31 protein-coding genes and 1 tRNA gene are annotated in these 24,170 nt (G+C 71.4%); 18 read left to right on the top strand and 14 right to left on the bottom strand.

Features of this window, described 5'->3' with window-relative positions:
* Positions 1-113 precede the first annotated feature (113 nt).
* The gene (locus ABTZ99_RS41080; protein WP_499618450.1) at positions 114-1,181 is read right to left on the bottom strand and encodes an alpha/beta hydrolase; all 1,068 of its coding nucleotides are present in this window, start codon (positions 1,179-1,181) and stop codon (positions 114-116) included.
* Positions 1,182-1,261: 80 nt separating this feature from the next.
* Between ABTZ99_RS41080 and ABTZ99_RS41075 the strand changes: the two genes are divergently transcribed.
* From ABTZ99_RS41075 to ABTZ99_RS41065, 3 genes are all read left to right on the top strand, one after another.
* Positions 1,262-1,822 carry an NADPH-dependent FMN reductase gene (locus ABTZ99_RS41075; RefSeq protein ID WP_498779187.1) on the top strand — a complete coding sequence of 187 codons (561 nt, stop codon included), beginning with the start codon at positions 1,262-1,264 and terminating at the stop codon, positions 1,820-1,822.
* Between the two features lie 113 nt (positions 1,823-1,935).
* A complete protein-coding gene (locus tag ABTZ99_RS41070; RefSeq protein WP_498779188.1) occupies positions 1,936-2,358 on the top strand; it encodes an organic hydroperoxide resistance protein in 423 nt (140 codons plus the stop codon).
* A 15-nt stretch (positions 2,359-2,373) separates the two neighbouring features.
* A complete protein-coding gene (locus ABTZ99_RS41065; protein ID WP_498779190.1) occupies positions 2,374-2,859 on the top strand; it encodes a Dps family protein in 486 nt (161 codons plus the stop codon).
* Between the two features lie 163 nt (positions 2,860-3,022).
* Here ABTZ99_RS41065 and ABTZ99_RS41060 read toward each other — a convergent pair whose 3' ends face one another.
* Both ABTZ99_RS41060 and ABTZ99_RS41055 read right to left on the bottom strand, forming a co-directional pair.
* Positions 3,023-4,831 carry a prolyl oligopeptidase family serine peptidase gene (locus ABTZ99_RS41060; RefSeq protein ID WP_499618446.1) on the bottom strand — a complete coding sequence of 603 codons (1,809 nt, stop codon included), beginning with the start codon at positions 4,829-4,831 and terminating at the stop codon, positions 3,023-3,025.
* Positions 4,828-5,622, bottom strand: a complete 795-nt coding sequence (locus tag ABTZ99_RS41055) for a class I SAM-dependent methyltransferase (protein WP_499618445.1) — start codon at positions 5,620-5,622, stop codon at positions 4,828-4,830. Before ABTZ99_RS41055 ends, ABTZ99_RS41060 begins: the two co-directional genes overlap by 4 nt.
* A 29-nt stretch (positions 5,623-5,651) precedes the next feature.
* On the opposite strand from ABTZ99_RS41055, the gene ABTZ99_RS41050 reads away from it, so the two are divergent.
* A complete protein-coding gene (locus ABTZ99_RS41050) occupies positions 5,652-6,158 on the top strand; it encodes a DUF3291 domain-containing protein (protein ID WP_498779196.1) in 507 nt (168 codons plus the stop codon).
* On the opposite strand, the gene ABTZ99_RS41045 is transcribed toward ABTZ99_RS41050, so the two are convergent.
* Positions 6,155-6,367, bottom strand: coding sequence for a hypothetical protein (locus ABTZ99_RS41045; protein WP_498779198.1), 213 nt, complete (start codon positions 6,365-6,367; stop codon positions 6,155-6,157). The genes ABTZ99_RS41050 and ABTZ99_RS41045 overlap by 4 nt on opposite strands.
* 252 nt (positions 6,368-6,619) lie before the next feature.
* Here ABTZ99_RS41045 and ABTZ99_RS41040 point away from each other — a divergent pair, with 252 nt between their 5' ends.
* From ABTZ99_RS41040 to ABTZ99_RS41030, 3 genes are all read left to right on the top strand, one after another.
* The gene (locus ABTZ99_RS41040) at positions 6,620-6,820 is read left to right on the top strand and encodes a hypothetical protein (protein ID WP_073897285.1); all 201 of its coding nucleotides are present in this window, start codon (positions 6,620-6,622) and stop codon (positions 6,818-6,820) included.
* A 102-nt stretch (positions 6,821-6,922) separates the two neighbouring features.
* Positions 6,923-7,684, top strand: coding sequence for a class I SAM-dependent methyltransferase (locus tag ABTZ99_RS41035; RefSeq protein ID WP_498779200.1), 762 nt, complete (start codon positions 6,923-6,925; stop codon positions 7,682-7,684).
* A gap of 609 nt (positions 7,685-8,293) precedes the next feature.
* The gene (locus tag ABTZ99_RS41030) at positions 8,294-8,653 is read left to right on the top strand and encodes a helix-turn-helix domain-containing protein (protein WP_230570040.1); all 360 of its coding nucleotides are present in this window, start codon (positions 8,294-8,296) and stop codon (positions 8,651-8,653) included.
* A 317-nt stretch (positions 8,654-8,970) separates the two neighbouring features.
* On the opposite strand, the gene ABTZ99_RS41025 is transcribed toward ABTZ99_RS41030, so the two are convergent.
* A tRNA-Pro gene (locus ABTZ99_RS41025) sits at positions 8,971-9,047 on the bottom strand.
* Between the two features lie 24 nt (positions 9,048-9,071).
* The gene (locus tag ABTZ99_RS41020; RefSeq protein ID WP_230570038.1) at positions 9,072-10,031 is read right to left on the bottom strand and encodes a metallophosphoesterase; all 960 of its coding nucleotides are present in this window, start codon (positions 10,029-10,031) and stop codon (positions 9,072-9,074) included.
* A 64-nt stretch (positions 10,032-10,095) separates the two neighbouring features.
* Between ABTZ99_RS41020 and ABTZ99_RS41015 the strand changes: the two genes are divergently transcribed.
* Positions 10,096-10,563 carry a GatB/YqeY domain-containing protein gene (locus tag ABTZ99_RS41015; protein ID WP_498779203.1) on the top strand — a complete coding sequence of 156 codons (468 nt, stop codon included), beginning with the start codon at positions 10,096-10,098 and terminating at the stop codon, positions 10,561-10,563.
* 527 nt (positions 10,564-11,090) lie between these two features.
* Here ABTZ99_RS41015 and ABTZ99_RS41010 read toward each other — a convergent pair.
* The gene (locus tag ABTZ99_RS41010; RefSeq protein WP_498779204.1) at positions 11,091-13,562 is read right to left on the bottom strand and encodes a penicillin-binding protein; all 2,472 of its coding nucleotides are present in this window, start codon (positions 13,560-13,562) and stop codon (positions 11,091-11,093) included.
* Positions 13,563-13,818: 256 nt separating this feature from the next.
* Here ABTZ99_RS41010 and ABTZ99_RS41005 point away from each other — a divergent pair, with 256 nt between their 5' ends.
* Complete coding sequence (locus tag ABTZ99_RS41005) at positions 13,819-14,115, top strand: WhiB family transcriptional regulator (protein WP_123744590.1); 297 nt, start codon at positions 13,819-13,821, stop codon at positions 14,113-14,115.
* Between the two features lie 14 nt (positions 14,116-14,129).
* Here ABTZ99_RS41005 and bagB read toward each other — a convergent pair whose 3' ends face one another.
* The 4 genes from bagB to ABTZ99_RS40985 are packed head-to-tail and all read right to left on the bottom strand — an operon-like array spanning position 14,130 to position 16,843.
* Positions 14,130-15,245, bottom strand: a complete 1,116-nt coding sequence (gene bagB, locus ABTZ99_RS41000) for an ATPase BagB (protein WP_498779206.1) — start codon at positions 15,243-15,245, stop codon at positions 14,130-14,132.
* Positions 15,242-16,234 carry an ATPase BagA gene (gene bagA / locus ABTZ99_RS40995; protein ID WP_498779208.1) on the bottom strand — a complete coding sequence of 331 codons (993 nt, stop codon included), beginning with the start codon at positions 16,232-16,234 and terminating at the stop codon, positions 15,242-15,244. Before bagA ends, bagB begins: the two co-directional genes overlap by 4 nt.
* Before the next feature lie 55 nt (positions 16,235-16,289).
* Positions 16,290-16,541, bottom strand: coding sequence for a hypothetical protein (locus ABTZ99_RS40990; RefSeq protein WP_498779210.1), 252 nt, complete (start codon positions 16,539-16,541; stop codon positions 16,290-16,292).
* A 32-nt stretch (positions 16,542-16,573) separates the two neighbouring features.
* The gene (locus ABTZ99_RS40985; RefSeq protein WP_498779212.1) at positions 16,574-16,843 is read right to left on the bottom strand and encodes a hypothetical protein; all 270 of its coding nucleotides are present in this window, start codon (positions 16,841-16,843) and stop codon (positions 16,574-16,576) included.
* Between the two features lie 95 nt (positions 16,844-16,938).
* Here ABTZ99_RS40985 and ABTZ99_RS40980 point away from each other — a divergent pair, with 95 nt between their 5' ends.
* From ABTZ99_RS40980 to ABTZ99_RS40955, 6 genes are all read left to right on the top strand, one after another.
* Positions 16,939-17,796, top strand: a complete 858-nt coding sequence (locus tag ABTZ99_RS40980) for a helix-turn-helix domain-containing protein (protein ID WP_499618440.1) — start codon at positions 16,939-16,941, stop codon at positions 17,794-17,796.
* Entirely contained in the window at positions 17,793-17,975 is a 183-nt protein-coding gene (locus ABTZ99_RS40975) for a DUF397 domain-containing protein (protein ID WP_498779216.1), read from the top strand. The genes ABTZ99_RS40980 and ABTZ99_RS40975 overlap by 4 nt, the downstream gene beginning before the upstream one ends.
* A 69-nt stretch (positions 17,976-18,044) precedes the next feature.
* A complete protein-coding gene (gene sp36 / locus ABTZ99_RS40970; protein WP_141979599.1) occupies positions 18,045-18,200 on the top strand; it encodes a Sp36 family protein in 156 nt (51 codons plus the stop codon).
* On the top strand, positions 18,197-18,655 hold the full coding sequence (locus tag ABTZ99_RS40965; protein WP_230570029.1) for a RidA family protein: 459 nt from the start codon (positions 18,197-18,199) through the stop codon (positions 18,653-18,655). Before sp36 ends, ABTZ99_RS40965 begins: the two co-directional genes overlap by 4 nt.
* A 1-nt stretch (position 18,656) precedes the next feature.
* Complete coding sequence (locus ABTZ99_RS40960) at positions 18,657-19,259, top strand: hypothetical protein (protein WP_498779218.1); 603 nt, start codon at positions 18,657-18,659, stop codon at positions 19,257-19,259.
* 38 nt (positions 19,260-19,297) lie between these two features.
* Positions 19,298-20,590 carry a hypothetical protein gene (locus ABTZ99_RS40955; protein WP_499618437.1) on the top strand — a complete coding sequence of 431 codons (1,293 nt, stop codon included), beginning with the start codon at positions 19,298-19,300 and terminating at the stop codon, positions 20,588-20,590.
* A 57-nt stretch (positions 20,591-20,647) separates the two neighbouring features.
* On the opposite strand, the gene ABTZ99_RS40950 is transcribed toward ABTZ99_RS40955, so the two are convergent.
* Both ABTZ99_RS40950 and ABTZ99_RS40945 read right to left on the bottom strand, forming a co-directional pair.
* Positions 20,648-21,547, bottom strand: a complete 900-nt coding sequence (locus ABTZ99_RS40950; RefSeq protein WP_498779364.1) for a Gfo/Idh/MocA family protein — start codon at positions 21,545-21,547, stop codon at positions 20,648-20,650.
* An 8-nt stretch (positions 21,548-21,555) separates the two neighbouring features.
* Positions 21,556-21,912 carry a hypothetical protein gene (locus ABTZ99_RS40945; RefSeq protein WP_499618435.1) on the bottom strand — a complete coding sequence of 119 codons (357 nt, stop codon included), beginning with the start codon at positions 21,910-21,912 and terminating at the stop codon, positions 21,556-21,558.
* Between the two features lie 28 nt (positions 21,913-21,940).
* On the opposite strand from ABTZ99_RS40945, the gene ABTZ99_RS40940 reads away from it, so the two are divergent.
* Both ABTZ99_RS40940 and ABTZ99_RS40935 read left to right on the top strand, forming a co-directional pair.
* A complete protein-coding gene (locus ABTZ99_RS40940) occupies positions 21,941-22,744 on the top strand; it encodes an NUDIX hydrolase (RefSeq protein ID WP_499618433.1) in 804 nt (267 codons plus the stop codon).
* Positions 22,741-23,514, top strand: coding sequence for an MBL fold metallo-hydrolase (locus tag ABTZ99_RS40935; RefSeq protein WP_498779224.1), 774 nt, complete (start codon positions 22,741-22,743; stop codon positions 23,512-23,514). The genes ABTZ99_RS40940 and ABTZ99_RS40935 overlap by 4 nt, the downstream gene beginning before the upstream one ends.
* Here ABTZ99_RS40935 and ABTZ99_RS40930 read toward each other — a convergent pair.
* Positions 23,500-23,793, bottom strand: coding sequence for a YybH family protein (locus ABTZ99_RS40930; RefSeq protein WP_499618431.1), 294 nt, complete (start codon positions 23,791-23,793; stop codon positions 23,500-23,502). The genes ABTZ99_RS40935 and ABTZ99_RS40930 overlap by 15 nt on opposite strands.
* A 25-nt stretch (positions 23,794-23,818) precedes the next feature.
* Here ABTZ99_RS40930 and ABTZ99_RS40925 point away from each other — a divergent pair.
* Positions 23,819-24,170: hypothetical protein (locus tag ABTZ99_RS40925; protein WP_499618429.1), on the top strand; the 352-nt coding region annotated here is incomplete at its 3' end.

Here is a 24,170-nt window from a genome sequence, read left to right as displayed (position 1 = left end):
GCGGGGCCCGCGGGGGGGGGGGCGGGCGGAGCCGGGGGGGGGGGGGGGGCCCGGGGGCCGGGGCGGTTGAGCCCCGGGGGGGGGCCCCCCGGCCGGGGGCGCCCGGCCGCGCGTCACGCGGTCTCGGGGATGTCCTGCCGCGTGTTGGCCAGCGCCAACCCGGTGCGCAGCGACCCGACCGCCTCCGCCACCGCCTCCCGGAACACGCCACCGACGCCGAGGATGTTCGCGTAGCCGTGGAACAGCCCCTCGTACCGCCGCAGCACCACCGGCACGCCCTGCCGCGCCAACTTCTCCGCGAACGCCTCGCCCTCGTCCCGCAGCGGGTCGAACCCGGCCGTCGCCAGGTACGTCGGCGGCAGCCCGCTCAGGTCCTCCGCCAGCAGCACCGACAGCCGCGGATCGGTGTGCGTCTCGCGTGAGGGCGCGTAGTGGTCCAGGAACCAGTCCATCTTCTGGTCGGTGAGGAAGAACCCGTTGCCGAACAGCTCCCGCGACCGCCGGCGCACCGACGCGTCCACCGCCGGGTAGAACAGCAGCAGGAACACCGGCTTCACCTCGCCCGCGTGCAACGCCGTCACAGCCGCCAGGTTGCCGCCCGCGCTGTCACCGCCCAACGCGATCCGCCGCGGGTCGACCTTCAGCTCCTCGGCGTGCGCCACCGCGTACTCGAACGCCGCCCGCGCGTCGTCCGCCGCCGCCGGGAACGGGTGCTCCGGCGCGAGCCGGTAGTCGGCCGACAGCACCCGCACCCCGCCCTCGACGGCGAGGAACCGGCACAGGTTGTCGTGGCTGTCCAGGTCGCCGCTGACCCACCCGCCGCCGTGGTAGAAGACCAGCAGCGGCGAGCCGTCGGCCAGCCCGGTCGGCTCGTAGAACCGCGCGCCGACGCCGTCCAGCGACAGCGAGCGCACCGCCACGCCACCGATGACGGGACCGCACACCAGCGCGTTGCTGCGGGTCAGCGCCAGGCGGTTCGCGGCGGGCGTGGTCGTCTGCCAGTCCTCGCCGCTGAGCTGCTGCAGCCTGAGCAGCAGCTGGGCTTCCGGGTGCAGCCGCTGGCCGTCCACCGTGACGGGACGGCCGGCGATCAGCTTGCGCAGCGGCGCGGGCAGGCCGAACACGAAGCGCAGGGCACCGGCCAGGACACCGGGAGGGATCGACTCGGCGAGCTTCGACATGAGACGTACGTTACTCGCCGGTAGGGGCTCGGGCGAGCGACTGGACCTCCAGTTAGGTCCAGGTGGCAGGATCGGACACCATGACGGTCACCGTGGTGGGCATCGGCGGATCCCTCCGCCCCAACTCGCAGTCCGAGCGCGCGATGAGGATCGCCTTGGAGGGCGCCGTGGACGCGGGCGCGAAGGTCGTCGAGGTCTCCGGGCCCGACCTGGTGCTCCCGTTCTACGACCCGGCCATCCCGGACCGCACCGAGAACGCCCACCGGCTGGTCGAGGCGCTGCGCGGCGCGGACGGCGTCGTGCTCGTCTCGCCCGGCTACCACGGCACGGTGTCCGGCCTGGTCAAGAACGCCCTGGACTACATCGAGGACCTGCGCGGCGACGCGCGCCCCTACCTCGACGGCCGCGCGGTCGGCTGCGTGGCCACCGCCCAGGGCTGGCAGGCGTCGGTGACCACGCTGACCGCGTTGCGCTCGATCGTGCACGCGCTGCGCGGCTGGCCCACGCCGTTGGGCGCGGCGGTGAACTCGCGCGAGGTCGAGTTCGACCTCGAAGGCGGCTGCACGGTGCCGTCCGTGGCCGACCAACTCCGCACGATCGGGCGACAGGTGGCCGAGTTCGCCGTGTCGAGGGCGGGCTGAGCGGGTACGTGTGAGGGGGCGTGAGCTGCCACACGACCGGGTGTGGTTCGGCTTCGGCCGGGTGTTGGGCTGATCGACGGGCTCGACCACCAGCTCGAAGGGGAGCGTTGAAGATGCAGGTGCTCTACACCGCGGAAGCCATCGCAGTCGGGGACGGCCGCAACGGAGAGGTCCGCTCCTCCGACGGCGTGATCGACGAGCAGCTCTCCACGCCCAAGGAGCTCGGCGGCCCCGGCGGCGACCGGACCAACCCCGAGCAGCTGTTCGCGGCCGGGTACGCGGCGTGCTTCCACAGCGCGCTGAAGGTCGCCGCGCGGCAGGCCAAGGTCAAGATCGGCGAGACGTCGGTGACCGCGAAGGTCGACCTCGGCGCCAACGGCAGCGGCGGCTTCCAGCTGGCCGTCGAGCTGGTCGCGCACGTCCCGGGCGTCGAGCAGGCCGTGGCCGAGCAGCTGTCCGCCGCCGCGCACCAGATCTGCCCGTACTCCAACGCCACGCGAGGCAACATCGAGGTGGCCCTCACGACCACCGTCTGAGGAGGCGTCAGACCCATGAGCAAGTCGCAGAAGTCTCCGATCACCAGCCCCCTGGCCGACGCGGACAAGGCGTCGGTCGCGGCGGTGCTCCAGGCCACCCTGGTCGACCTGGTCGACCTGTCCCTGGTGGCCAAGCAGGCGCACTGGAACGTGGTCGGCAAGAACTTTCGCAGCGTCCACCTCCAACTGGACGAGCTCGTCACGACCGCCCGCACGTACACCGACGAGGTGGCCGAACGGGCCGCCGCGCTCGGCATCTCGCCGGACGGCAAGGCGAAGACCGTGGCGGAGGGCTCGGGCGTGCCGGAGTTCCCCGGCGGGTGGTTGAAGGAGGACCAGGTCGTCGCGGCCGTCGTCACGGCGCTGGGCGAGCTGATCGGGCGGCTGCGCAAGCGGATCGACGAGACCGACAAGTCCGACCTCGTCACCCAGGACCTGCTGATCGAGATCACGAAGAACTTCGAGCAGGCGCACTGGATGTGGCAGGCGCAGCAAGCCTGACCCACCTGCCCGCGCACCGGCCTCGACCGATCTTCGGGGGCCACCGGACATCCGGCGGCCCCCGAAAATGTCGGACCCCCTCGGTAATATCGAAAACAGGGATCCCCTGGGCGGGGACTCCTGCGCAGCTTCGCCCCGCAGGCCGGCTCGGCCAGGCCCGCGGCTACAGCACGCGCTGCACGAACGCGACCTCGGCGGCCGTCTGCCGGATCGTCTCCGCGACCACGAGCGAACCGTGCCCGGCGTCGTACCGGTACACCTCGTACGCCGCCCCGCGCGCCGCCAGCCGCTCCAGGTAGTTGTCGATCTGCCGGATCGGGCAGCGCGGGTCGTTCTCCCCCGCCAGCACGAGCACCGGCGCGCGCACCGCGTCCACGTACGTCAACGGCGAGCACTCGCGGTACCGGTCGGGGAGTTCCTCCGGCGAACCCCCGAACAACGCCCGGTCGAACGCGCGCAGCGGCTCCATCTCGTCCTCGTACGCGGCCAGGTAGTCGGCCACCGGCACGCCCGCCACCCCGGCCGCCCACCGCTCCGGCTGCGTGCCCAGCGCCAGCAGCGACAGGTACCCGCCCCACGACGCGCCGTTGACCACGCACTTCGCCGGGTCGGCGAACCCGGACCCGACGGCCCACTCGTGCACCGCCGCCACGTCCTCCAGCTCGGTCAACCCCGGCCGGCCCTCGATCGCGTCACGCCACTTCGACCCGTACCCGGTGGACCCGCGGTAGTTCACGTGCACCACGGCGAACCCGGCGTCCAGCCACACCGCGCGGTACGCGGAGAACCGGTCCTCGTCCGCCGAGTGCGGCCCGCCGTGCAGGTGGAACACCGTCGGCAGCGGACCGTCGGGCGCGTCGGCGGGCCGGGCGACCAGGGCGTGCACCTCGCCCACGAACACGTCGGTCAGGTCGACCGACGGCGGGGCCTTGTGCCCGGGCGGCTCCAGGAGCACGCGCTCGTCGCCGTCCACGTCCAGCACCCGCACCACGCCCGGCCGGGCGGCCGACGACCACGAGTACTCCACCGCGCCGTCCGGCCGCACGTTCGCGCTGCCGACCGTGCCGTGCGGGGTGTCCAACGCGTGCAGCACGCCGGTGGCCAGGTCGTAGCGGTGCAGGGTGTTGCGCGCCTGGAACGTGTGCACGACCAGCAGCGACTTCGCGTCCGGGTACCAGTCGGCGCTGATCTCGCCCGGCAGGTCGATCACGACCTCGGTCTCGGTGTCCGCCGCGACGTCCCAGATCAGCAGCTCCTCCTTGCCGCGCCGCTCGTGCCCGACCAGCAGCCGGTTGTCGCCGCGCACCGGGCTGAACGCGATCGCGTCCAGGCCCTTGCCCGGCCCGTCCCACTTCTCGGCGACTTTTTCACCCGACGGGGTGACCACGCGCAGCGCCGCGTGCCGGTTGTCGCCGTGCTCCGAGTGCGACAGCACGACCAGCGTCTCGTCCTTGGACAGCGCCGACACGCCGCCGTCGTTCTCGTGCGCGTAGATCACCTCGGCCGGCCCGCCGCCCCGCGCCACGTACACGGTGGTGCCGTCGTCGGTGGACGTGCCGACCGCGACGACCTCGTGCCCGATCTCCAACCCGGCCGGGTACCCGGCCCGCACGCCGTCCACCGCGGGCTTCGGGTCGCGGCCCGGCTGGAACGGCTCGCTGACCCAGGTGCCGAACTCGTCACCGTCGGTGTCGGCGAACCACCAGATCGTGTCGCCGTCGGGGCTGAGCGCGCCGTGCGACGTGCCGTTCGGGCGGTCGGTCACCTTGCGGTGGGTGTCGCTCGCGCGGTCCCAGGCGTAGATCTCCCACACACCGCTGGAGTTCGACAGGTACAGGCTGCGGTCGGGTGCGTCGTCGGCCCACCCCGGCAGGCTCACGCGCGGGGCCGTGAAGCGGGCCCGCCAGCGGGCTTCGGCCTCGGCGTCGGCGAACAGCGGGTCGGGCACTTCGGCGGTCGGGTGCGTCGTCACAGCCCCGATCCTGCCGGCTTCCGCGCGGTGACCAGGTAGTAGTCCACGAGACCCTGCTCGACGGCGCGCAACCAGTTGCGGTCCCAGTGGTCCGGGCGCGGCCCCTGCTCGAGCCACCGGTCCAGGCCGCGCCACACGTGCTCGCCGACGCTGCGGGCGGTGACGTCGGCGAACCCCGCCGCACGCAGGTCGCGCACCACGTCGTCGACGCGGTGCGCGTGGTCGAGGCCGGAGGCGAACGTCTTCAGCAACCCGGCCAGCCGCTCGGCCGCGTCACCCGTCCTGGTGAAGAACGTGGTGACGGCGAACCGGCCGCCCGGCGCGAGCACGCGGGCGCCCTCGCGCGCGAACCCCGGGACGTCCTCGAAGTGCTGCGCCGCCTCCACGGACAGCAGCGCGTCGAACGAGCCGGCGGGGAACGGCAGGTCGTCGCACGCGCCCTGGACGAACGCCACCCGTGGGTCGTCGTTGGCCTCCGTCGCCCGCGCGACCTGCTCCGGCACCAGGTCGACGCCCCGGACCACCGCCGGCTCGCGCCGCAGGACGCGACGCGCGCCCAGGCCGTGCCCCGAGCCGACCTCCAGCACCCGGTCGCCCGGCCCGATCGAGAGCGCGGCCACGACCAGGTCGTACAGGGCCTCCTGCGAGGCGATCCGCTGCTCGACGGTCAGCTCGCCGTCCAGCGGGATGCCCGCCCAGTAGCCGAAGTTGATGAAGCCGCCCGCGAACACCGGCAACGCCGCCAGGTCGCCCGTCCCGTACGCGCGCCGAACCTCGGTGAGATCTCCCATCTGTCGATCTTCCCGGCTAGCGTGCGGACATGACCGGGGACGGGTACGACTTGGCGCAGGTGAACATCGGCCGGATGCTCGCGCCGCTGGACAGCCCGCGGATGGCGGGGTTCGTGGCGGCGCTGGACCCGGTGAACGCGGTCGCCGACCGCGCGCCGGGGTTCCGGTGGCGGCTGCAGACCGAGGACGGCGACGCGACCGCGATGCGGATCTTCGACGACGAGTGGCTGCTGGTGAACATGTCGACGTGGGCGTCGCACCAGGCGCTCGTCGACTACGTGTACGGGCCGGAGCACGTGGCCGTGCTGCGGGAGCGCAGGCAGTACTTCGAGCGGCCGGCCGAGGCGATGACCGCGCTGTGGTGGGTGCCCGCCGGCCACCGGCCGACCGTGGCGGAGGCGCAGGAGCGGCTGGTGCGGCTGCGCGAGGACGGTCCGACGCCGTTCGCGTTCACGTTGCGCGAGACGTTCCCGGCGCCGGACGCGACGGAGCGTGACCTGGTGGAGCGTGACCTGGCGGGCTGCGGGGTCGACTAGCGGTCCAGTTCCTCGGCCAGGATCCGGTCCACCTGGCGTGACGCGCGGAGCAGGGCGCGGACCGCGAGGGCGATCAGCGCCACCGCCGCCGCGACGACGACGGCCGCGGTGGGCGAGGCCAGAACCGCGACCAGACCGGCTAACCCGAGCGCGACCTGGATCGAGGCGACGACGGGGACCCAGCTCTTCACGGCGGTGGTGGTGGTCATCGGGCATCTCCCTGCTGGCGGTGGCGGGCGGCGGCGCGACGCGTTGACTCGTCGTCGCCCGAACCCCGCCGCTCGTTACGCAACGTCACTTGAATCGTCAACGTTCACTCGAACGGTGTAGCCCAACGTGACGAAGGTTCACGGAAGATGGCAGTGGACGAATTAAGCAACAGCGAGGAGTAGTTCGTAACGTCCTCGTTGGTCCGAACGAATCACGAGTTACACGGGTGGTAGCGCAGGGAGGTCTGACCGATGATCGAGAACACGGTTCGGCAGGGCGGTCGCGTCGGGTGCGTCGACGCCCTGGGTCGTCGGCGGACGCTGGAGGTGTCGCTCACCGAAGAGGGCAACGTCTGCATCCACACCCCGCCCGGCGAGTCCGCGAAGCTCGACTGGAACGAGGTCGGCGAGCTCCTCCGGCGCCTCGCGGAGCTGCGACCGCACGTCAAGTGACGTCCGGCCGGCGCGCGTCCGGGAGGGCCGGCGAACCCTCCCGGACGCCCCGGCGCGGGAAAACCGCTCGCCCGTGGTCGGGCGAGCCACTCCAATGAGCGGATGATCGACCACACGGAACTCAACCGCCGTCACTGGGAAGACACCGCCGCCGCGGCGCACGGACCACTGGCCCGTGAGCACTGGGCGAAGACCGAGCCGCAGTGGGGCCTGTGGGCCACCCCCGAGTCCGAGGTCTCCGTGCTGCCGCCCGACGTGTCCGGCATGGACGTCATCGAACTCGGCTGCGGCACCGCCTACGTGTCCGCGTGGCTCGCCAGGCTCGGCGCCCGTCCCGTCGGCATCGACATCTCGGCCCGCCAGCTCGACACCGCCCGCGAGATGCAGGCCGAGTTCGGCCTCGACTTCCCGCTACTCCTCGGCGACGCCCAGCGCGTGCCCCGCGACGACGCCACCTTCGACCTCGCGATCAGCGAGTACGGCGCCTCCCTCTGGTGCGACCCGCACCGCTGGATCCCCGAAGCCGCACGCCTGCTCCGGCCGGGCGGCCACCTGGTCTTCCTCCACCGGTCACCGCTGTTCGCCCTGTGCGCCCGCGACGGCACGACCGCGTCCACGTCGCTCATGCGCCCGCAGTTCGGCCTCAACCGGGTCGACTACGCCGACTCCACCGAGTTCACCCTGCCGCACGGCGACATGCTGCGGCTGCTGCGCTCGTCCGGCTTCACCGTGGACGACCTGATCGAGATCCAGGCGCCCACCCCCGCGAACCGCGAGTTCCACGAGGTGTCGTCGGCGTGGGCGAGCCAGTGGCCGAGCGAGGAGATCTGGAAGGCGCGACTGACGTCTCCCCAGGTCAGGTAGTCCTGGCTGCCCGGTCGAGTAAATCTATGATCGCCGGAGTAGACATTCGCACCTCGACGTGTGTAGTGTTCTCCCTGTACGAGAGAACGTCGGATCGGCACGGGAGATGACGAACTACCCGTGACGCGAGGGCGGTCGGCGCGTGCGGTACCCGGAGTGCAAACGATTTACGCAGGACAGCAAGTCGCACTCCGAGCCGACAGACCCGCGCGTGCAGTGGCAAGGCGGTCAGGCGAGCTGGAGCCGATCAGTGGAAGGGGTTCCAGCGCGGTGGCCGGGCGGTCGACGAGGTGAGCCGGAGCAAGCGAGAAGTCCGGTGTCGGCCGTCGAACGAGTGGCGAGAAAGTCCGGAAACCAGAGAAGAAGGGAAGGGTTGAACACCATCGGATCGCCTGCCTCGGGCTGAAGTCGGGCCAGGCGGGTACCGCAGTCCAGAAAGATTGGAAGGTGGTCTCCGGTTACGCAAACGCGATCCACGCAGTCTCCGCCGCTGTACGGGCGGATGACGCGGACACGGTAAACCGGCCGCGAGGCCGGATGGTGGGAACCCATAACCCTGGGGCCCGGTGCCGACAGACGGCACCGGGCCCCTCGTGGCGCGGAGGTGCGATGACCCCAGAAACGAACGAGCCGCGACCGGCGGCGGACAACTTGGACGACGACCACTACCCCGCCTTCACGATGGGCAGGGCCGCGGAGATGCTCGGCACCACGCCGGGTTTCCTGCGGGGCCTCGACGAGGCGAAGCTGATCGAGCCGGAGCGCTCGTCAGGCGGCCACCGCCGCTACTCCCGGTACCAACTCCGGTTGGCCGCACGGGTCAGGGAACTGGTCGACCAGGGCATGAGCCTCGACGCCGCGTGCCGCATCGTCACCCTGGAGGACCAACTCCAGGAAGCCAGGAACCTGAACAAGCAGAACGCACCGCCCGAGCCGGACCAGCCGTACCCGCCACTGCGGGGCGTGTGACCGGGTCGGGCCGTCGACCCGACCGAGCAGAGAGCGCGCGTCACGGCCTCACCACCCGTGACCGCGCCCGCCGCTGACTCAAGCCCTCGCGAACCCGTCGCCGTCCGCTTGCCGGCCCCGTGCCACATCACGCGTCGGCGGTTTGCCTGCGTGCCTGGTGTCCTCCACCAACGCCGCGCCACCCGCTGCGGCCAACGCGATCATGCCTCTGCCGGCACAAACGCTCCAGCGCGCTCGAACCGCCGACAGCAGGCGAAGTGAGCTGCACCGAAAACGACTCAGGGCCTGTCCGAAGACTTCTCGGACAGGCCCTGATCTGGTCGGGGTGACAGGATTTGAACCTGCGACCTCTTCGTCCCGAACGAAGCGCGCTACCAAACTGCGCCACACCCCGGCTTGCTCTCGAACGAGGAGAACTCTACCTGACGTTCCCACCCACTCCGAACCGGGTATCCCTTTTCGCTTCGGACACGTCCTGACCTGCGTCGACAGGGCGCGGCACCAAGGTCAGCAGGCTCGCCTCCGGCGGGCACGCGAAGCGCACCGGCGCGTACGGCGACGTGCCCAGGCCGGCCGACACGTTCAGCCACATGTGCGCGCCCCACCGCGAGACGCCCCGCGCACGCGAGCGGTCCAGTTCGCAGTTCGTCACGATCGCGCCGTAGCCCGGGATGCGCAGCTGGCCGCCGTGCGTGTGGCCCGCCAGCACCAAGTCGTAGCCCTCCGCCGCGAACGGGTCCAGCACGCGCGGTTCCGGGGAGTGCGTCACGCCGAGCCGCAGCGGCACGTCCGGCAGCGGGCCGCTGATCTCGTCGAACCGGTCTCGCTTGAGGTGCGGGTCGTCCAGGCCCGCGGCGAAGACCTCCAGGCCGTTCACCTCGAACCGGCGGCGCGCGTGGGTCAGGTCCAGCCAACCGCGTTCGATCATCGCCGCGCGCAGGTCCTTCCACGGCAGCGGGATGCCGTGCACGCGCCGCGTCTTCGCCGACGGCAGCAGGTAGCGGGCCGGGTTCTTCGGGCGCGGCGCGTAGTAGTCGTTGCTGCCGAACACGAACACGCCGGGACGGTTCAGCAGCGGACCCAGCGCGCGCACCACGGCGGGCACGGCCTGCTTGTGCGCCAGGTTGTCCCCGGTGTTCACGACGAGGTCCGGCTCCAACTCGTCCAACGCCGCGACCCACCGCTGCTTGGACTTCTGGCCCGGCATCATGTGGAGGTCCGAGAGGTGCAGCACGCGCAGCGGCGACGAGCCCGGCGCGAGCACCGGCACCGTCGCCTCGCGCAACGTCCACCGCCTGCGCTCGATGCCCGCGGCGTAGGCGAGCGTGGCGGTGCCCAGGGCGGTCGTGGCGAGCAGCGTTCGGACGAGCGTGTTCACGTAGTCGAGGGTAGGGGGTTGACCGATTCGGGGTGCGACGGGCTTCCCGGTACCGTTCCGGCTCATGGCGGAGTTGAAGGCGCGGTTGCAGGCGGACCTGACGGCGGCGATCAAGGGCCGGGAGACGGTGCGGGCGGGCGCGCTGCGGATGACGTTGGCCGCCCTGACCACCGAAGAGGTCTCCGGCAAGAGCGCTCGCGAGCTGAGCGACGACGAGGTGCTCAAGGTCATCACCCGTGAGGTGAAGAAGCGCAAGGAGGCGGCGGAGGCGTTCGCCGGCGCCGGGCGGACCGAGCAGGCCGAGCTGGAGCAGGCGGAGTCCAAGGTGCTGGAGGACTACCTGCCGGCGCAGTTGGACGACGCCGAACTGGCGATCCTGGTCGACGCCGCGATCGCCCAGGTGGCCGAGCAGCTCGGGGAGCAGCCCGGCCAGCGGCAGATGGGCCAGGTCATGAAGGCCGTCAACGCCCAGGTCGCGGGTCGCGCGGACGGCGGCCGAGTCGCCGCCGCGGTCAAGGCCAAGCTCGCCTGAGGCCCGGTTCTGCTGGCTGCGGTAGCTTGGCAGCGTCCGCAGACGCCTCGCCTCTGCCCGTGCGGCAGGCCGGGACGGCTGTGGTCGAACGGTCTAGCGGCTCGCGGTCGGCGCGTGGGCCCGGTTGCCGGGACGGTCAGGACGTACACAATCGGGTGATCATCGCCCGAAAATGTACGGAAACACTGTTACCGCACCTCGGTTGAAAACCAGCGGAACCGCCGAAACCACCCCCGACCGCCCAAGAGCACCCCGACCGCCCACCGCCCCGACCGCCGCCCAGTGCGACGGCCCACCGCGACGGCCCCCACGGCCACCGCCCCACCGCCGCCACCACGGCCACCGCTCCACGGCCACCGCCCCACCACCACGGCGACGACACCGGGCCAACGACCCGACGAGCGCTTCCGGCGGCAGACGCGCCGCACGCGCCGCACTCGCCAGCGCCCGAACCGCCGACGTCGGAGCAGGCGGGGTGAGGAGTCCGGCCGTCCGGGGCGCGGGGGTGTGGGTTGGCGGCGCGGGGGTTAGCGGCGCGGTGGGTCGGTGGGGATGGTGATTTGTGGCGGGCCCGTGGGGCGGCCGGGGTCGCCTGGGCGGCCCGGTTGGCCTTGGCCCGGGTCGGGGGATTCGCTGGTCGGCGGTGGGTCGCTCGCCTGCGGCGGGGGGACGTAGCCCGTGGACACCAGAAGGGTGATCACGGTGCCCTTCAGGGCGCTGCCGCGCGGTGTTTGGCTGACCACTTGGCCCTTCGGCTGGTCGGAGTTGCGGTTCTGCGCGGAGACCTTGTAGCCGGCCTGTTCGAGGATCCTGGTGGCGTCGTTGACGTTCCGGCCGACGACGTCGGGCACGCGGATCTCGCTGCCGCCCTTCAGGTAGCGCTCCTCGACGGCCGGCATGCCGCGCACCGGCAGTCCTTCGTGGACCTTCGTCATCGTGTCGAACCACGTCCGCGCGGGCACGGTGCCGCCGTAGATGTCACCCTTGCCGCACAAGCGAGGCGGGCCGCCGTTGACGCAGATCCCGCGCGGTTCCACGCCGTCGTTGAACGTCTGCACGGCACCGGCGAAGTCCGGCGTCGCGCCGATGAACGCGGCCGACTTGTAGTCCTCCGTCGTCCCCGTCTTGCCCAGCATCGGCCGGGTCCACTTGAACTGCCGCGCCGCGGCGGCGGCGGTTCCGCTGCCCTGGTCGTCCTTCGACATCCCCACGGCCAAGCCGTTCGCCAACGGCTCGGCCACGACCTGCTCGCACGGCGCCTCGTTGACCGGCACGGGCTGGCCGGAGCGGTCCACGATCTGGGCGATCGGGGACGGCGGGCACCACACGCCGCCGCTCATGATCGTCGCCGCCACGTTCGCCAGCTCCAACGTGCTCACCGGCGCCGGGCTCAACGTGAACGAAGCGTTGCCGCCGTTGGACTTGTAGAACTCGGTCTGCGAGACCCGCAGCTCCTTGCTCTTCGCCTTCGGGTCCGGCCGCACGCCCGCGATGTTCGTCGCCATCGTCTCGCGCATCCCCAACCGCGACGCCATGTCCACCACCGGGTCCATGCCCAGCTGCTCTTCCAGGATCACGAACCCGGTGTTCGGCGAGGTCTGCAACGCCGTCTGCAACGACATCTGCGGCGGGTACGTGGACGACGCGTTGCCCAGGCAGTACCACCGCGTGGCAGGCTCCGGGGCCGGCGGGCACTTGTCCCCACCACCCTTGAACACCCGCGACACGTACGAGTTCGGCGTGGCCATCGTGCTCTCGATGCCCATGCCCTTCTCCAACGCCGCCGCGGCCGTGAACACCTTGTAGACCGACCCGGCCCCGAACTTGTTCTCCACCCCGGACGGCAGGTCGAACTGCGTCTGGAACTGGTCGGCCTTCAACCCGTAATCACGGTTCGCCACCAGCGCCACGACCTCGTGCCGCTCCTTGCCCGGCCGCACGACCGCCACCGTGTTCGCGATGCCGTCGGTCGACTTCGCGACCTGGCCCTCCGCCGCGCGCTTCGCGTGATCGGTGATCGTGCGGTCCAAAGTGGTCCGGATCGTGTAGCCGCCGGTCTTCAGCTGCTCCTCGCTGAAACCGTTGCGCGCCAAGTAGTTCAACGCGTACGAGCAGAAGAACCCGTGCTCCGGCCCGGCCCCGACGCACCCGTTGGGCGGCGTCCGCACCGGCGTCGCCAGGCCGAGCGGCTCGGCCTTCGCGGCCTCGGCGGCGTCACGCGACAGCTTGTCGTTCTCGACCATCTTGTCGATCACCTGGTTGCGCCGCTCCAGCGCCTTCTCCGGGAACACCTCCGGGTTCAGCGCGGACGGGCTGTTGACCATGCCCGCGAGCATCGCCGCCTGCGGCACGGTCAACTTGTCCGCCGTCGTGTTGAAGTACGCCTGCGACGCCGCCGCGATGCCGTAGATCGTCGAGCCGAACGGCACCACGTTCAGGTACCGGGCGAGGATCTCCTCCTTGCCGAGCTGGCTCTCCAGCTGCAACGAGATGCGCCACTCGCGGGCCTTGCGCGCGACCGTCTGCTCCTGCGCCTTCTGCTGCTCGACCTGGTTGTTGCGCGCGACGACGTGCACGAGGTAGTTCTTCACGTACTGCTGCGTGAGCGTGGACGCACCCTGCGTGACCGAGCCGCTGAACTGGTTCGTGAGCCCGGCCCGGATCGTGCCCCGCCAGTCCACGCCCTGGTGCTCGTAGAACCGCCGGTCCTCGACCGAGACCAGCGCGGCCTTCATCGTCGGCGAGATCATGTCGGGCTCGACGAGCACGCGGTACTGGTCGTACAGGTACGCGATCGGCGCGCCGTCCTTGTCGGTGATCGTGGAGATCAACGGCGGGTCGGTGGTGACCAGGTCGGCGGAGATGCTGTCGACGGTGTCGCTGGCTCTGTTCGACACCATCCCCAGCGAGCCGACGACAGGGAACAACATGCCTGCCAGCAGCACCCCGGCCAGCAGACACAGTCCGAGCAGTTTCAGCACGCCGTTCCTGGCTCGCATGCAGGTCAGCGTACGCGGCACCTGAAGAGGTGATCGGATTCGCGCACAGTTGATTACGCAGGATGAGTACTCGTACTCAAGACAGGTAACAGGTGGGCAACCCAGGGTTGGAGGTGGAACCGGAAGGCTCTACAGTCCGTCACTGTCCAAGACAGCAGCCAACGGCATGACCACTCGATGGTGAGCCTACGGCATCCGCGGCAGGGGTGTGGCGGATTTAGAACGTCTGGGCACTGTGTGAACTGAGGTGGGGGATATGCAGCAGGTGCAGGGGGATTGGCGGATCAAGGCCTCGTGCCGTGACGAAGAGCCGGACCAGCTCTTCGTGCGCGGCGCGGAGCAGCGCAAGGCGAAGGTGGTGTGCCTGGGATGCCCGGTGCGCACCGAGTGCCTCGCCGAGGCCCTGGACAACCGGATCGAATTCGGCGTCTGGGGCGGCATGACCGAGCGTGAACGGCGGGCGTTGCTGCGGCGTCGCCCGGACGTCACCTCATGGCACGAGCTCCTCGACACCGCACGTCAGGAGCACCACGAGGAGTCCGCGGTCGGCTGACCGGCCGGGCTCCACTACTCGCCCGCCAACCGCCGACCGATCTCGTGCAGACCGTCCAGGTCGTGCACGTCGGTAGGCAGCGCGGGTACCCCGATCAGCGGAACACCGGGGTGCGCACGGGTGAACCGCGCGAGCAGTCGCTTCTCCCGATCGGCGACGGCCACGCGATCCGCGTGCACCCGCAACACCGCGGCAGCCAGCGGAGCGTCCCCAGTGCGCTCGAGCCGGTCCGCCGCCGCCAACGCGCCTGGTGCCGGCAAGGGGGCCAGCACCGGGTGCGTCCGGTTCGCGACCAGGCCGGTCAACGGCATCCGTTCCGCGCTCAACCGCTCCACGAAGTAGCTGGCCTCGCGCAACGCGTCCGGTTCGGCCGCCGCGACCACCAAGAATCCGGTTCCGGGTGATCGCAGCAGCTCATAGGTGGCCTGGGCGCGTTGCCGGAAGCCACCGAACATGCTGTCGAACGCCTGCACGAACGTCGAGGCGTCCTGCAGGAGTTGGCCGCCGACGATGGTGGACACGGCTTTGGTGAACAGGCCGAAGCCCGCGCCCACGATCTTGCGGATGCCGCGCCCGCCCGCCCGGGCGGGCGCCGACAGCATCCGGATCAGCTTGCCGTCCAGCACCGTCGACAACCGCTGCGGCGCGTCCAGGAAGTCCAGCGCCGACCGGCTCGGCGGCGTGTCCACGACGACCAGGTCCCACTCGTCGCGCTCGACCAGCTGGCCCAGCTTCTCCATCGCCATGTACTCCTGCGTGCCGGAGAACGACGTGGAAATCGTCTGGTAGAACGGGTTCGCCAGGATCTGCTCGGCCCGCTCACGACCGGCGTGCTGCCACACCATGTCGTCGAACGTGCGACGCATGTCCAGCATCATCGCGTGCAGCTCGCCCTTGACGCCCTCCACCTCGACGCGTCGCGGCTGGTTGTCCAGCTCGCCGAGGCCGAGCGACTGCGCCAGCCTGCGCGCCGGGTCGATGGTCAGCACGACGGCCCGCCTGCCGCGTTCGGCGGCACGGATGGCCAGCGCCGCCGCCGTGGTCGTCTTGCCGACGCCACCGGACCCGCAGCACACCAGCACCCGGGTCGCCGGGTCGTCCAGCAACGCGTCCACGTCGAGCCGGTTCACCGCACACCCCGCCCGACCAGCACCTCGGCCAGCTCGTAGAGCGCGGCCACGTCCACCCCGTCGGTCACCTCCGGCAGTTCCAGCGTCGGCAGGTCCGCCTCGGCCAGCTTCTCCTTCGCCCGTTCCTCCATGCGGACCCGCAACGCGTGCTCCACGGCCTGCTCGACCAGCCCGTCCAGCACGTCGGCGTCCACGTCGAGACCCGCCGCCTCCAGCCCGGTGCGCACCCGCCCGGCGTCGACCCGCCCCTCGGACGCCGACGCGACCGACCGCGCGGGCAGCCGCGGCGCGCTGACCCGGTTCACGAACACCGCGCCCGGCCGCAGGTCCGCGGCGTCCAGCTCGGCCACCGCGTCCAACGTCTCCCGCACCGGCATCTCCTCGAGCAGCGCGACCAGGTGCACCGCCGTGTCACCGGAGTGCAGCAGGTTGACCACGCCGTCGCTCTGGCCCTTGATCGGCCCCACCTTGGCGAGGTCGGCCATGGCCCTGGTGACGTCCAGGAACCGGACCACCCGACCGGTCGGCGGCGCGTCGAGCACGACGGCGTCGTACTCGTGCCGCCCGGTCTTGCCCGCGCGGCGCACGCACTCCTTGACCTTGCCGGTGAGCAGCACGTCCCGCAGGCCCGGGGCGAGCGTGGTGGCGAACTCGATCGCGCCCATCTTCTTCAACGTCCGGCCGGCGAAGCCGAGGTTGTAGAACATGTCGAGGTACTCGAGCAGCGCCGCCTCGGGGTCCACCGCGAGCGCACGCACCTCGCCGCCACCGGGCGCCGACGCGATCCGCTCCTCGGAGTACGGCAGCGGCGGGCGGTCGAACAGCTGCGCGATGCCCTGCCGGTTCTCCACCTCCACCAGCAGCACGCGCCGTCCGCCGGTGGCCAGCGCCAGCGCGAGCGCGGCGGCGACCGTGGTCTTGCCGGTCCCGCCCTTGCCCGTCACCACGTGCAGTCGCGCACGGGCGAGTTCGTCGGTCCAGCCGTTCACCAGATCAGCCTATGCGCGCCGCCCTGAGAACCGCTGGCCACGCCGCCTGCCACGGTCAGTCCCACATGGTGACGAACACCACCGCGATGGCGGTCGCCGCCACGACGCCCCACGCCAGGACCGACGGCAGCACGTACGCGATCAGCACCGCCACGACCGCGACGACCACCGCCCCGATCAGCAACGCCCGCATCACGTCGGGCCGCTTGGCGCCCTTGCGATCCCGCGCCTGCGCCATCCCGACGAGGATCATCACCAGCCCGCCCAGCAGGAACGCGCTGGTGGCGACGATCCGCCACGTTTCCACGTGATCAACGCTAGCGCCGCGTGATGGCCCAGTCACGTCACGCTTTGGGGCTCCGGCACCACCTCCTCCCCTTCCACCCACACCAGGCGCGCCCGCGCCGTCCTGTCGATCGCGAAGTACCAGAGCGCCCGCTCCGCGCTCGTGGTCGAGATCCGCAGGCCCGGACCGCCCTCCGGACCCGTCACCTCCGCCGTGCCGTCCCCGAAGTCCAGGCCCCACGCCGCGACCCACCCGTCCTCGGCGTCCTCCTGGACGATCGCGAACAGCCTCGGCGCCTCCGCGACCACGTCTTCGTCATCCATGGTTTGAGAGTACAGTTTGATTTGTTCAAGTCGGTCGAATCGAACGAGTGAAGTTCGGGCGATACGTTGTCACCGAGAGTGGTTAGGGTGATCGAATGGCTATTGGCTCGACGCGGGGCAAGCGCAGGCTCGGACGCCACATCCGGCCGATCCTGGAGCGGTCCGGCCTCAAGGTGGACGAGGTGGTCAAGGCCTCAAGGGTGTCCCGGCCGACGATCGTCCGGATGCTCTCCGGCGACGCCCTGGCGCGCTGGCCCACGCTGGCGATGGTCCTCGACGTCATCGGGGCGACGCCGGAGGAGAAGACACGCGCGCTCCAGCTCTGGGAGGTAGCCGACGTCGACCCGTACGCGATCGAGCACGCCCGCGACCTGCCCAGCGGCTACAAGCGGTTCCGGATGGACGAGCTGGAGGCGGTGCGGGAACGCTCGCTCGACCCGGCGTTGATCACGGGCCTGCTCCAGACGGCCGGCTACGCCGAGGCGGTCGCGCGGGCCACCTCCAGGCGGATCATCGGCGACAGTTGGGACGCGCACGCCGCCGCCGAGAGGTCTGAGCGGCAGGAGCTGTTGTCCCGCGAGAAGCCGTTGGAGTTCCACGCGCTGGTCGACGAAGCGGCGCTCCGGCGGTTGGTGGGCGGGGCCGAGGTGATGCGCGGGCAGTTGGACCACCTCGTCGCCGTGGCCGACCTGCCGAACGTGACCATCCAAGTCCTGCCGTACAGCCGTGGGGCGTACGAGGCGCAGGCCGGCGGGCTGCACCTGCTGGACTTCGCCGAGTCGGACGAGCCCATCACGGCCTATGTGGAGGCACTGACCGGCCTCGCGGCGGTGGAAGATGAAGATGCCGAGGTGCTGTCGGCTGTGTGGGACGACGCGGCACGCCTCGCGCTCACGGCCGAGGACTCCGTGGGCCTCATCAAGGAAGTGCGGGACACACTAGGAGATTCGTGACCGACCGAAGATGGCGGAAGAGCAGCCGGAGCGCCTCCGCTGCGCAGTGCGTCGAGTTGGCGATCGGTGAGCAGGTCGCCGGGGTGCGGGACACCAAGAACCGGGACGGCGGGACGTTGGAGTTCGGCGTGCGGGCCTTCTCCGCGTTCCTGGCCGATGTGAAGAGGTCTCGGGTCTGAGCACGGCGTGACACGAATGGGGGTACTCGGACGGGTGCCCCCATTCGACACCCCGCTAGGCTGCCGCTCATGCAGAAGTGGGAGTACGCGACGGTCCCGCTGTTGATCCACGCCACCAAGGCGATCCTGGACCAGTGGGGTGCCGACGGTTGGGAGCTGGTCACCGTGCTGCCGAACCCGAGCGGCGAGCAGCACGTCGCCTACCTGAAGCGGCCCAAGGCATGAGCTGGACGGCACGTCTGGCCGAGTTGGGTGTCGAACTGCCCGAGGTCGCGGCTCCGGTCGCCTCCTACGTGCCCGCCGCGCGCACCGGGCAGCTGGTCTTCACGTCCGGGCAGCTGCCGTTCGTCAAGGGCTCGCTCGCCGCCACCGGCAAGGTCGGCGGCGACATCAGCCCCGAAGAGGCCAAGGCGCACGCCCGCACCTGCGCGCTGAACGCGCTGGCCGCCGTCGACGCGCTGGTCGGCCTCGACAAGGTCGTGCGCGTCGTCAAACTGGTCGGGTTCGTCGCCTCCGCCGACGGCTTCACCGGCCAGCCCGCCGTGATCAACGGCGCCTCCGACCTGCTCGCCGAGGTGTTCGGCGAAGCCGGGCGGCACGCGCGGGCCGCGGTCGGCGTCGCCGAGTTGCCGCTGGGCGCGCCGGTCGAGGTGGAACTGATCGTCGAGATCGGGGAGTGAGATGTCGGACACGTGCCACGAGCTGTTGCTGAGGCTGGCCGGTCGGCTGCCGGACGACCTCCTCTGGAGGTTCCGGGACTGGGCCGCCACGGACGCCGTCGCGGTGCTCGCGAGAGCCCTCCCGCGCACGTTGCTGCACGACAGGATCGGTCTGACCGACTACGAGCAGCGCCTGCTGGCCGACGCCCTCGTGCCGCACGGGGCCGACCGGTCCACGATCAGTTCTGTCAAAGGGCTGGACGAACTGCCCGAATCCGGCTACACCTTCTCCCCGGAATCACCCGATCGGGTGTCGATGGGTGATTCCGCGACCGTGGTGCTCGGAGCGACCTTGCGGGGACGCCTCGGGGTCGGCGAAGTCCGGTCCTCGTGGCGGCTGGGCGAGGGCGGACCCAGGAGGGTGATCCTGGTCACCGCCTCGACCGGCGAAGCCCGGCTGACCGGTGAGCTCCAGCGGGTGCTGCGGGCGCTCGGCGAGCACGACCCCTGTGTTGAGGTCCTGCCCGCCGGACTGGACCTGCCGCCCTACCACAGGGCGGCGTTGGCGGCATCGGAGCTGGTGTGCGCCGGCGCTGACGCCGACGGGCACTTGGTGCCCGTATAGAGCTCGGCGCTCCCGCGCGGGCCGGAAGGAGAACAGGCGTGACGAACGACGGAGTGGGACTCCCCGTCCGTTTACACGACCTCCTGTTGGCGTTGGCCGGACGCGTCGACGACGACGCGTTGACCCAGGCTCGGGAGCTGCTGGCGGTCGCCGAGCTGGACAGAGCCGTGGAGCTCGTCGTCGGCTGCCTGCTGGCCGGCCGCATCCCGGTGTCGCCGGAGGAACGCCACGAGATCGGCTTGCTGCTGGGCGAGGTCCGGTCGGACCGGACGCTGGCGGACAGGCTGTTCGCGGTGGAGCGCGTGCCGGTGGTCAAGCACCGGTTCAGCGTGGAGTCCGACCCGGCCGAGGGCCTGGGCGACGTGCTGGGCAAGACCGTGTCGGTGCTGCCGGACGTGCGCGGCGTGCGTGCCACGTGGCGGTCCAGCCCGGCCGGCGCGACGCCCGGACCGCTGCCCCAGCGGGTCGTCCTGGTGGACATCGGCCCGGCGGGTTTCGCGCCCGCCACCGCCTACCGGGTGGACACCGTGCTGCGCAAGGCGGGCATCCGCGCGGCGGTCGAGGTGCTGTCCGTGGGCACGCAACTCGGCGAGTACCACGCGGCGGCCGTCACCACGGCGCGCGAGGTGTTCTTCCCGTCGGGGTCCACGAGCCCACAGCCACCACCGGACTCGGCCGCGTGGTTCGACGGTGAAGTCCGGGGCCAGGCACCGGTCGTCGAGCCGGAACCGGTGCCTGTCGAACCCCAGAACGGCTCCAAGTCACGTCGGGCGCGCGTCGAGTCCTACGAGGGCGTGCAGCCGTTCCCACCCAAGCCGGTGAAGCGGTTGCCGGTGCGCGAGCCGGTCGAGGACGTCCGCGTCGAGGAAGCGCGCGTCGAGGACGCCCACGTCGAGGACGTTCGCGTCGACGATGTCCGCGTTGACGACGTTCGCCTTGACGACGAGGTGCACGTGGTCGACGTTCACCCGGACGGGGTGCTGGACGTGCGCGTCGAGGAGGCGCCCGTCGAGCCGCCGCCCGTGGTCGACGAACGGCCGCCGATGCCGATGTTCGCGTTCCCGGACGACCACCCGCTGTCGCGGGCCGAGGTCACCACGGAACTCGGGCCGGACGACCTGGCCGCGTTGCAGGCCGCGTTGGCGGAGGGGCAGGCGCCCGCCGCCGTGCAGCTGCCGCCGACCGTGGACGCCAAGCTCAGCGACCGGGAACGGGCGTTGTTGCAGCAGCTGCACGAGGAGCTGGCGCAGCGGGAGCAGCAGTCGTGGCCCGGTGGCCCCGAGTTCGTCAACGGGACGCCGAAGCCGACGAACGGCAAGTACCCCGGCTAGAGGTTCCACAGCTCGGCCCTGTCGTCCCCGGTGAGGGGGCGGCAGGGCCGAGCTGCTTCACGCCTCGGCCTTCCTCCGCGCCAGGTCGATGATCCGCTGCAGGTGCAGGCCGCGGCGGACGTCCAGCGGGTGCTCGGTCGTGCCGCTGTCGATCATGGCCACGAAGTCGTCCAGCAGGTTCGTGAAGGCCTGTTGCGCGGTCGTGCCGCGGTCGGCCAGCACGCGGTGCCCGTGCTCGCCGTAGACGATCACCTCGGCGATGCTCGGGTTGAGCGGCAACGTCATGGTCATCGTGGCCACGCTGGTCGCGCCGCCCTCGTGCTGGAAGACGATCTGCCACAGGCCGTGCTCGGACCGGTTGGCCGCGATGACGTCGGTGATCGTGCCCAGGGTGGCGTCGAGCAGGTCGAACGCGTGCGGGCCGATGTCGTCCAGCGGGCCGCGCTCGTGCCGCCACGGCGAGTGCGAGAACGGGCCGCCGAGGAGCGCTCCGGTGAGCCAGCGCGCGCTGCCGCCCACCCAGCCGCCCTGCTGCTCGAGCTGGGCCAGCTGTTCCCGGGTCTCGGGGGCGTAGCGCTTGGTGAGGACGACCAGGGAGGCGACGCCGTTGGCCTTGACGGCGTCGGCGAGGCGTTCGGCGTCGGCCAGGCTGGCCGCGATCGGCTTCTCCAGGACGAGGTGCTTGCCCTGCTCGGCCGCCTTGATCGCGATCTCGGCCTGGACGCCCGGCGGGACGGCGAACGCGACCGCGTCCACGTCGGCGATGAGCTCGTCGGGGGTCTTGGCGACGGCCGCGCCGTGCGCCAGGGCGAGTTCGGTGGCCGCCTCTTCACGGCGGGCCCAGATGGTGGTCAGGCGGGTGCCCGGGTGGTCGGCGATGCCCGGCGCGTGCACCATGGTCGCCCACGGGCCGGCACCGACGAGTCCTACGCGCAGCTGTTCGTCCACTTGGCCCATCCTGCCTTTCATCGGCCGCCGACGTAACTCGATTCCGGGACGAAGATCCGGCCGCCGTGGTCGAAGGTCAGCTCCACGCCGTCCGGGCGGCGTTCGACCTCGGGCGTGGTGTCCCAGCCGTTCGGGATCTCCACCACGTGGCCGTAGTCGGGTGTGCGGCCGAGCCACACCTCGTGGTGCGTGCCGCCGACCAGGCTGGAGCGCTCTTTGACGTAGACGTTCGGCGAGCCCTCGTTCGTGCTGGTCGTGGTGCTGCCGGGGAGGAAGAGGAGCACGGCGGCGGTCGCCGTCAGGGCCGTGCCGAGGATCGCGCCCGTGACGAACAGCAGGACGTTGAGGAGGCAGCCTTTGCGCGTGGTGTCCACACGCGGATGATCCTCGTAGGCTCGGGTCGTGCGCGAACTCCCCGATGAACTCGTGTTGCCGGCCTCCGCGGTGCCCCCGGACTTCAGCGGGCCCCCGGTGGAGCCCCGTGACGCGGCGACCGTGGTGCTGGTGCGTGACGGCGCGGCGGGGCTGGAGGCGTTCCTGCTGCGGCGGGTGGCCGGGATGGCGTTCGCGGGCGGGATGACCGTGTTCCCCGGTGGCGGGGTCGACCGGCGTGACGCGGACACCTCGGTGGCGTGGAGCGGGCCGCCGCCGTCGTGGTGGGCGTCGCGGTTCGGGTGTTCCGTCGAACTGGCCACGGCTTTGGTGTGCGCGGCGGTGCGGGAGACGTTCGAGGAGTCCGGGGTGTTGTTGGCCGGGCCTTCGTCGTCGTCGGTGGTGGCCGACACGGCTGCTTACGCCGCGGCGCGTGCGGCGTTGGTGGGGCGGGAGTTGTCGTTGGCGCAGTTCCTGGCCGCGGAGGGGTTGGTGCTGCGGGCGGATCTGCTGCGGCCGTGGGCGAACTGGTTGACGCCGGTGGAGGAGCCTCGGCGGTACGACACGTACTTCTTCGTGGCCGTGCTGCCGGAGGGGCAGAGCGCCGACGGGGTGACGACGGAGGCCTCGGACGCGGCTTGGCAGCGGCCCGCGGAGGCCCTGGCGGACTGGAAGGGCGGGCGGCGGGCGTTGATGCCGCCCACTTGGGTGACGTTGACGGAGTTGGACGAGTTGGGGTCGGTGGCGGCGGTGCTGGACGCGCCCCGGACGGTGTCGAAGGTGATTCCGAAGTTGGTGCGGGAGGGGTCGGTGTTCCGGGTGGTCGTGCCGTGAGCGGGTTGGCTTATGGGGTGTTGCGGCAGGTCACGCCCACGGCGGCGGTGTTGCTGGCGGAGAACCCCGGTGTGATGACGTTGGAGGGGACGAACACCTGGGTGTTGCGCGCGCCCGGGTCGGCGTCGTGCGTGGTGGTCGATCCCGGGCCGGCGGATGACGTGCATTTGGGGCGGATCGCGTTGGAAGCGCCGGTGGAGGTGGTGCTGCTGACGCACGGTCATCCTGATCATTCGGATGGGGCACGTTCGTTCGGGCGACTGGTGGATGCGCCGGTGAGGTCGGTGGACCCGGCGTTCCGGCTGGGTGGGGAGGGGTTGGCGGAGGGTGACGTGATCTCGGCGGCCGGGTTGTCGATCCGGGTGTTGCCCACGCCGGGGCACACGGCTGACTCGGTGTGCTTCCTGCTGGACGACGCGGTGTTGACCGGGGACACGGTGCTGGGTCGGGGGACGACCGTGGTCGCCCATCCGGATGGGCGACTTGGTGACTACCTGGAGTCGTTGCGGCTGCTGACCACGCTTCCGGTGGGCACGATCGGGTTGCCGGGACACGGGCCGGAGTTGCCGGACGTGGTGGCTGCCGCCGGTGGGTACTTGGTGCACCGGGAGCAGCGGTTGGCGCAGGTTCGGGCGGCGGTGGCGGCGTTGGGCGGTGCTCCGACGGCGCGCGAGGTGGTGGAGGTGGTGTACGCGGAGGTGGATCGTTCGCTGTGGCCGGCGGCGGAGTGGTCGGTGCGGGCGCAGTTGGAGTACCTACGCGATGCCTGACGGGTTGTCGATCGCGTAGCGCCAGGCGCCGTCGGGGCCTCGGCGGGCGACGTCGGTCGCCGTGCCGGTGATGTCGCCGATGCGCCAGTCGACGATGAGCAGGGCCAGGTCGTTCCTCGTGATCACCTTTCGGGTGACGACGGTCATCTTTTCGGTGAGTGCGAGGTGTCCGTCGAGCTCGGCCGGCTGCGCCCCGGGCTCGTAAAGCCCGCTGGGGTCGCCGGCGTTGAAGGCTTGGGCGAACAGCAGGGGCAACTCTTCTGGGGTACGAGCGATCATGCGGGTGACGCTAGGAGGACGTCGCGTGACCAACCAAACGGTGAGCACCGGGCCTCGCTCCAACGCCACCACAACCACCACCCACCGCGCCGCCGCCGACCGTGCGCCCGCCGCCCCTGCCCCCGCCGCTCCCGGCCTCGCCGACCCTGCCGCCGCCGACCGCGCGCCCGCCACGTCTGCCGCCGCCGCTCCCGGCCTCGCCGCCCCAGCGGCCGCCGCCACTCCCGGCCTCGCCGACCCGGCGGTCGCCGCCGCTCACCCGATCGCGGCCGTTGACGCCATCGCGAAACCCGCCGCCGCCGACCCCGCCGCCGCCGACCCCGCCGCCGCCGACCCCGCCGCCGCCGACCCCGCCGCCGCCGACCCCGCCGCCGCCG

It is taken from the genome of Actinosynnema sp. NPDC002837 (assembly GCF_040295345.1).
GTDB lineage: Bacteria > Actinomycetota > Actinomycetes > Mycobacteriales > Pseudonocardiaceae > Actinosynnema.
This window is presented reverse-complemented; position numbering and strand designations above follow the sequence as displayed.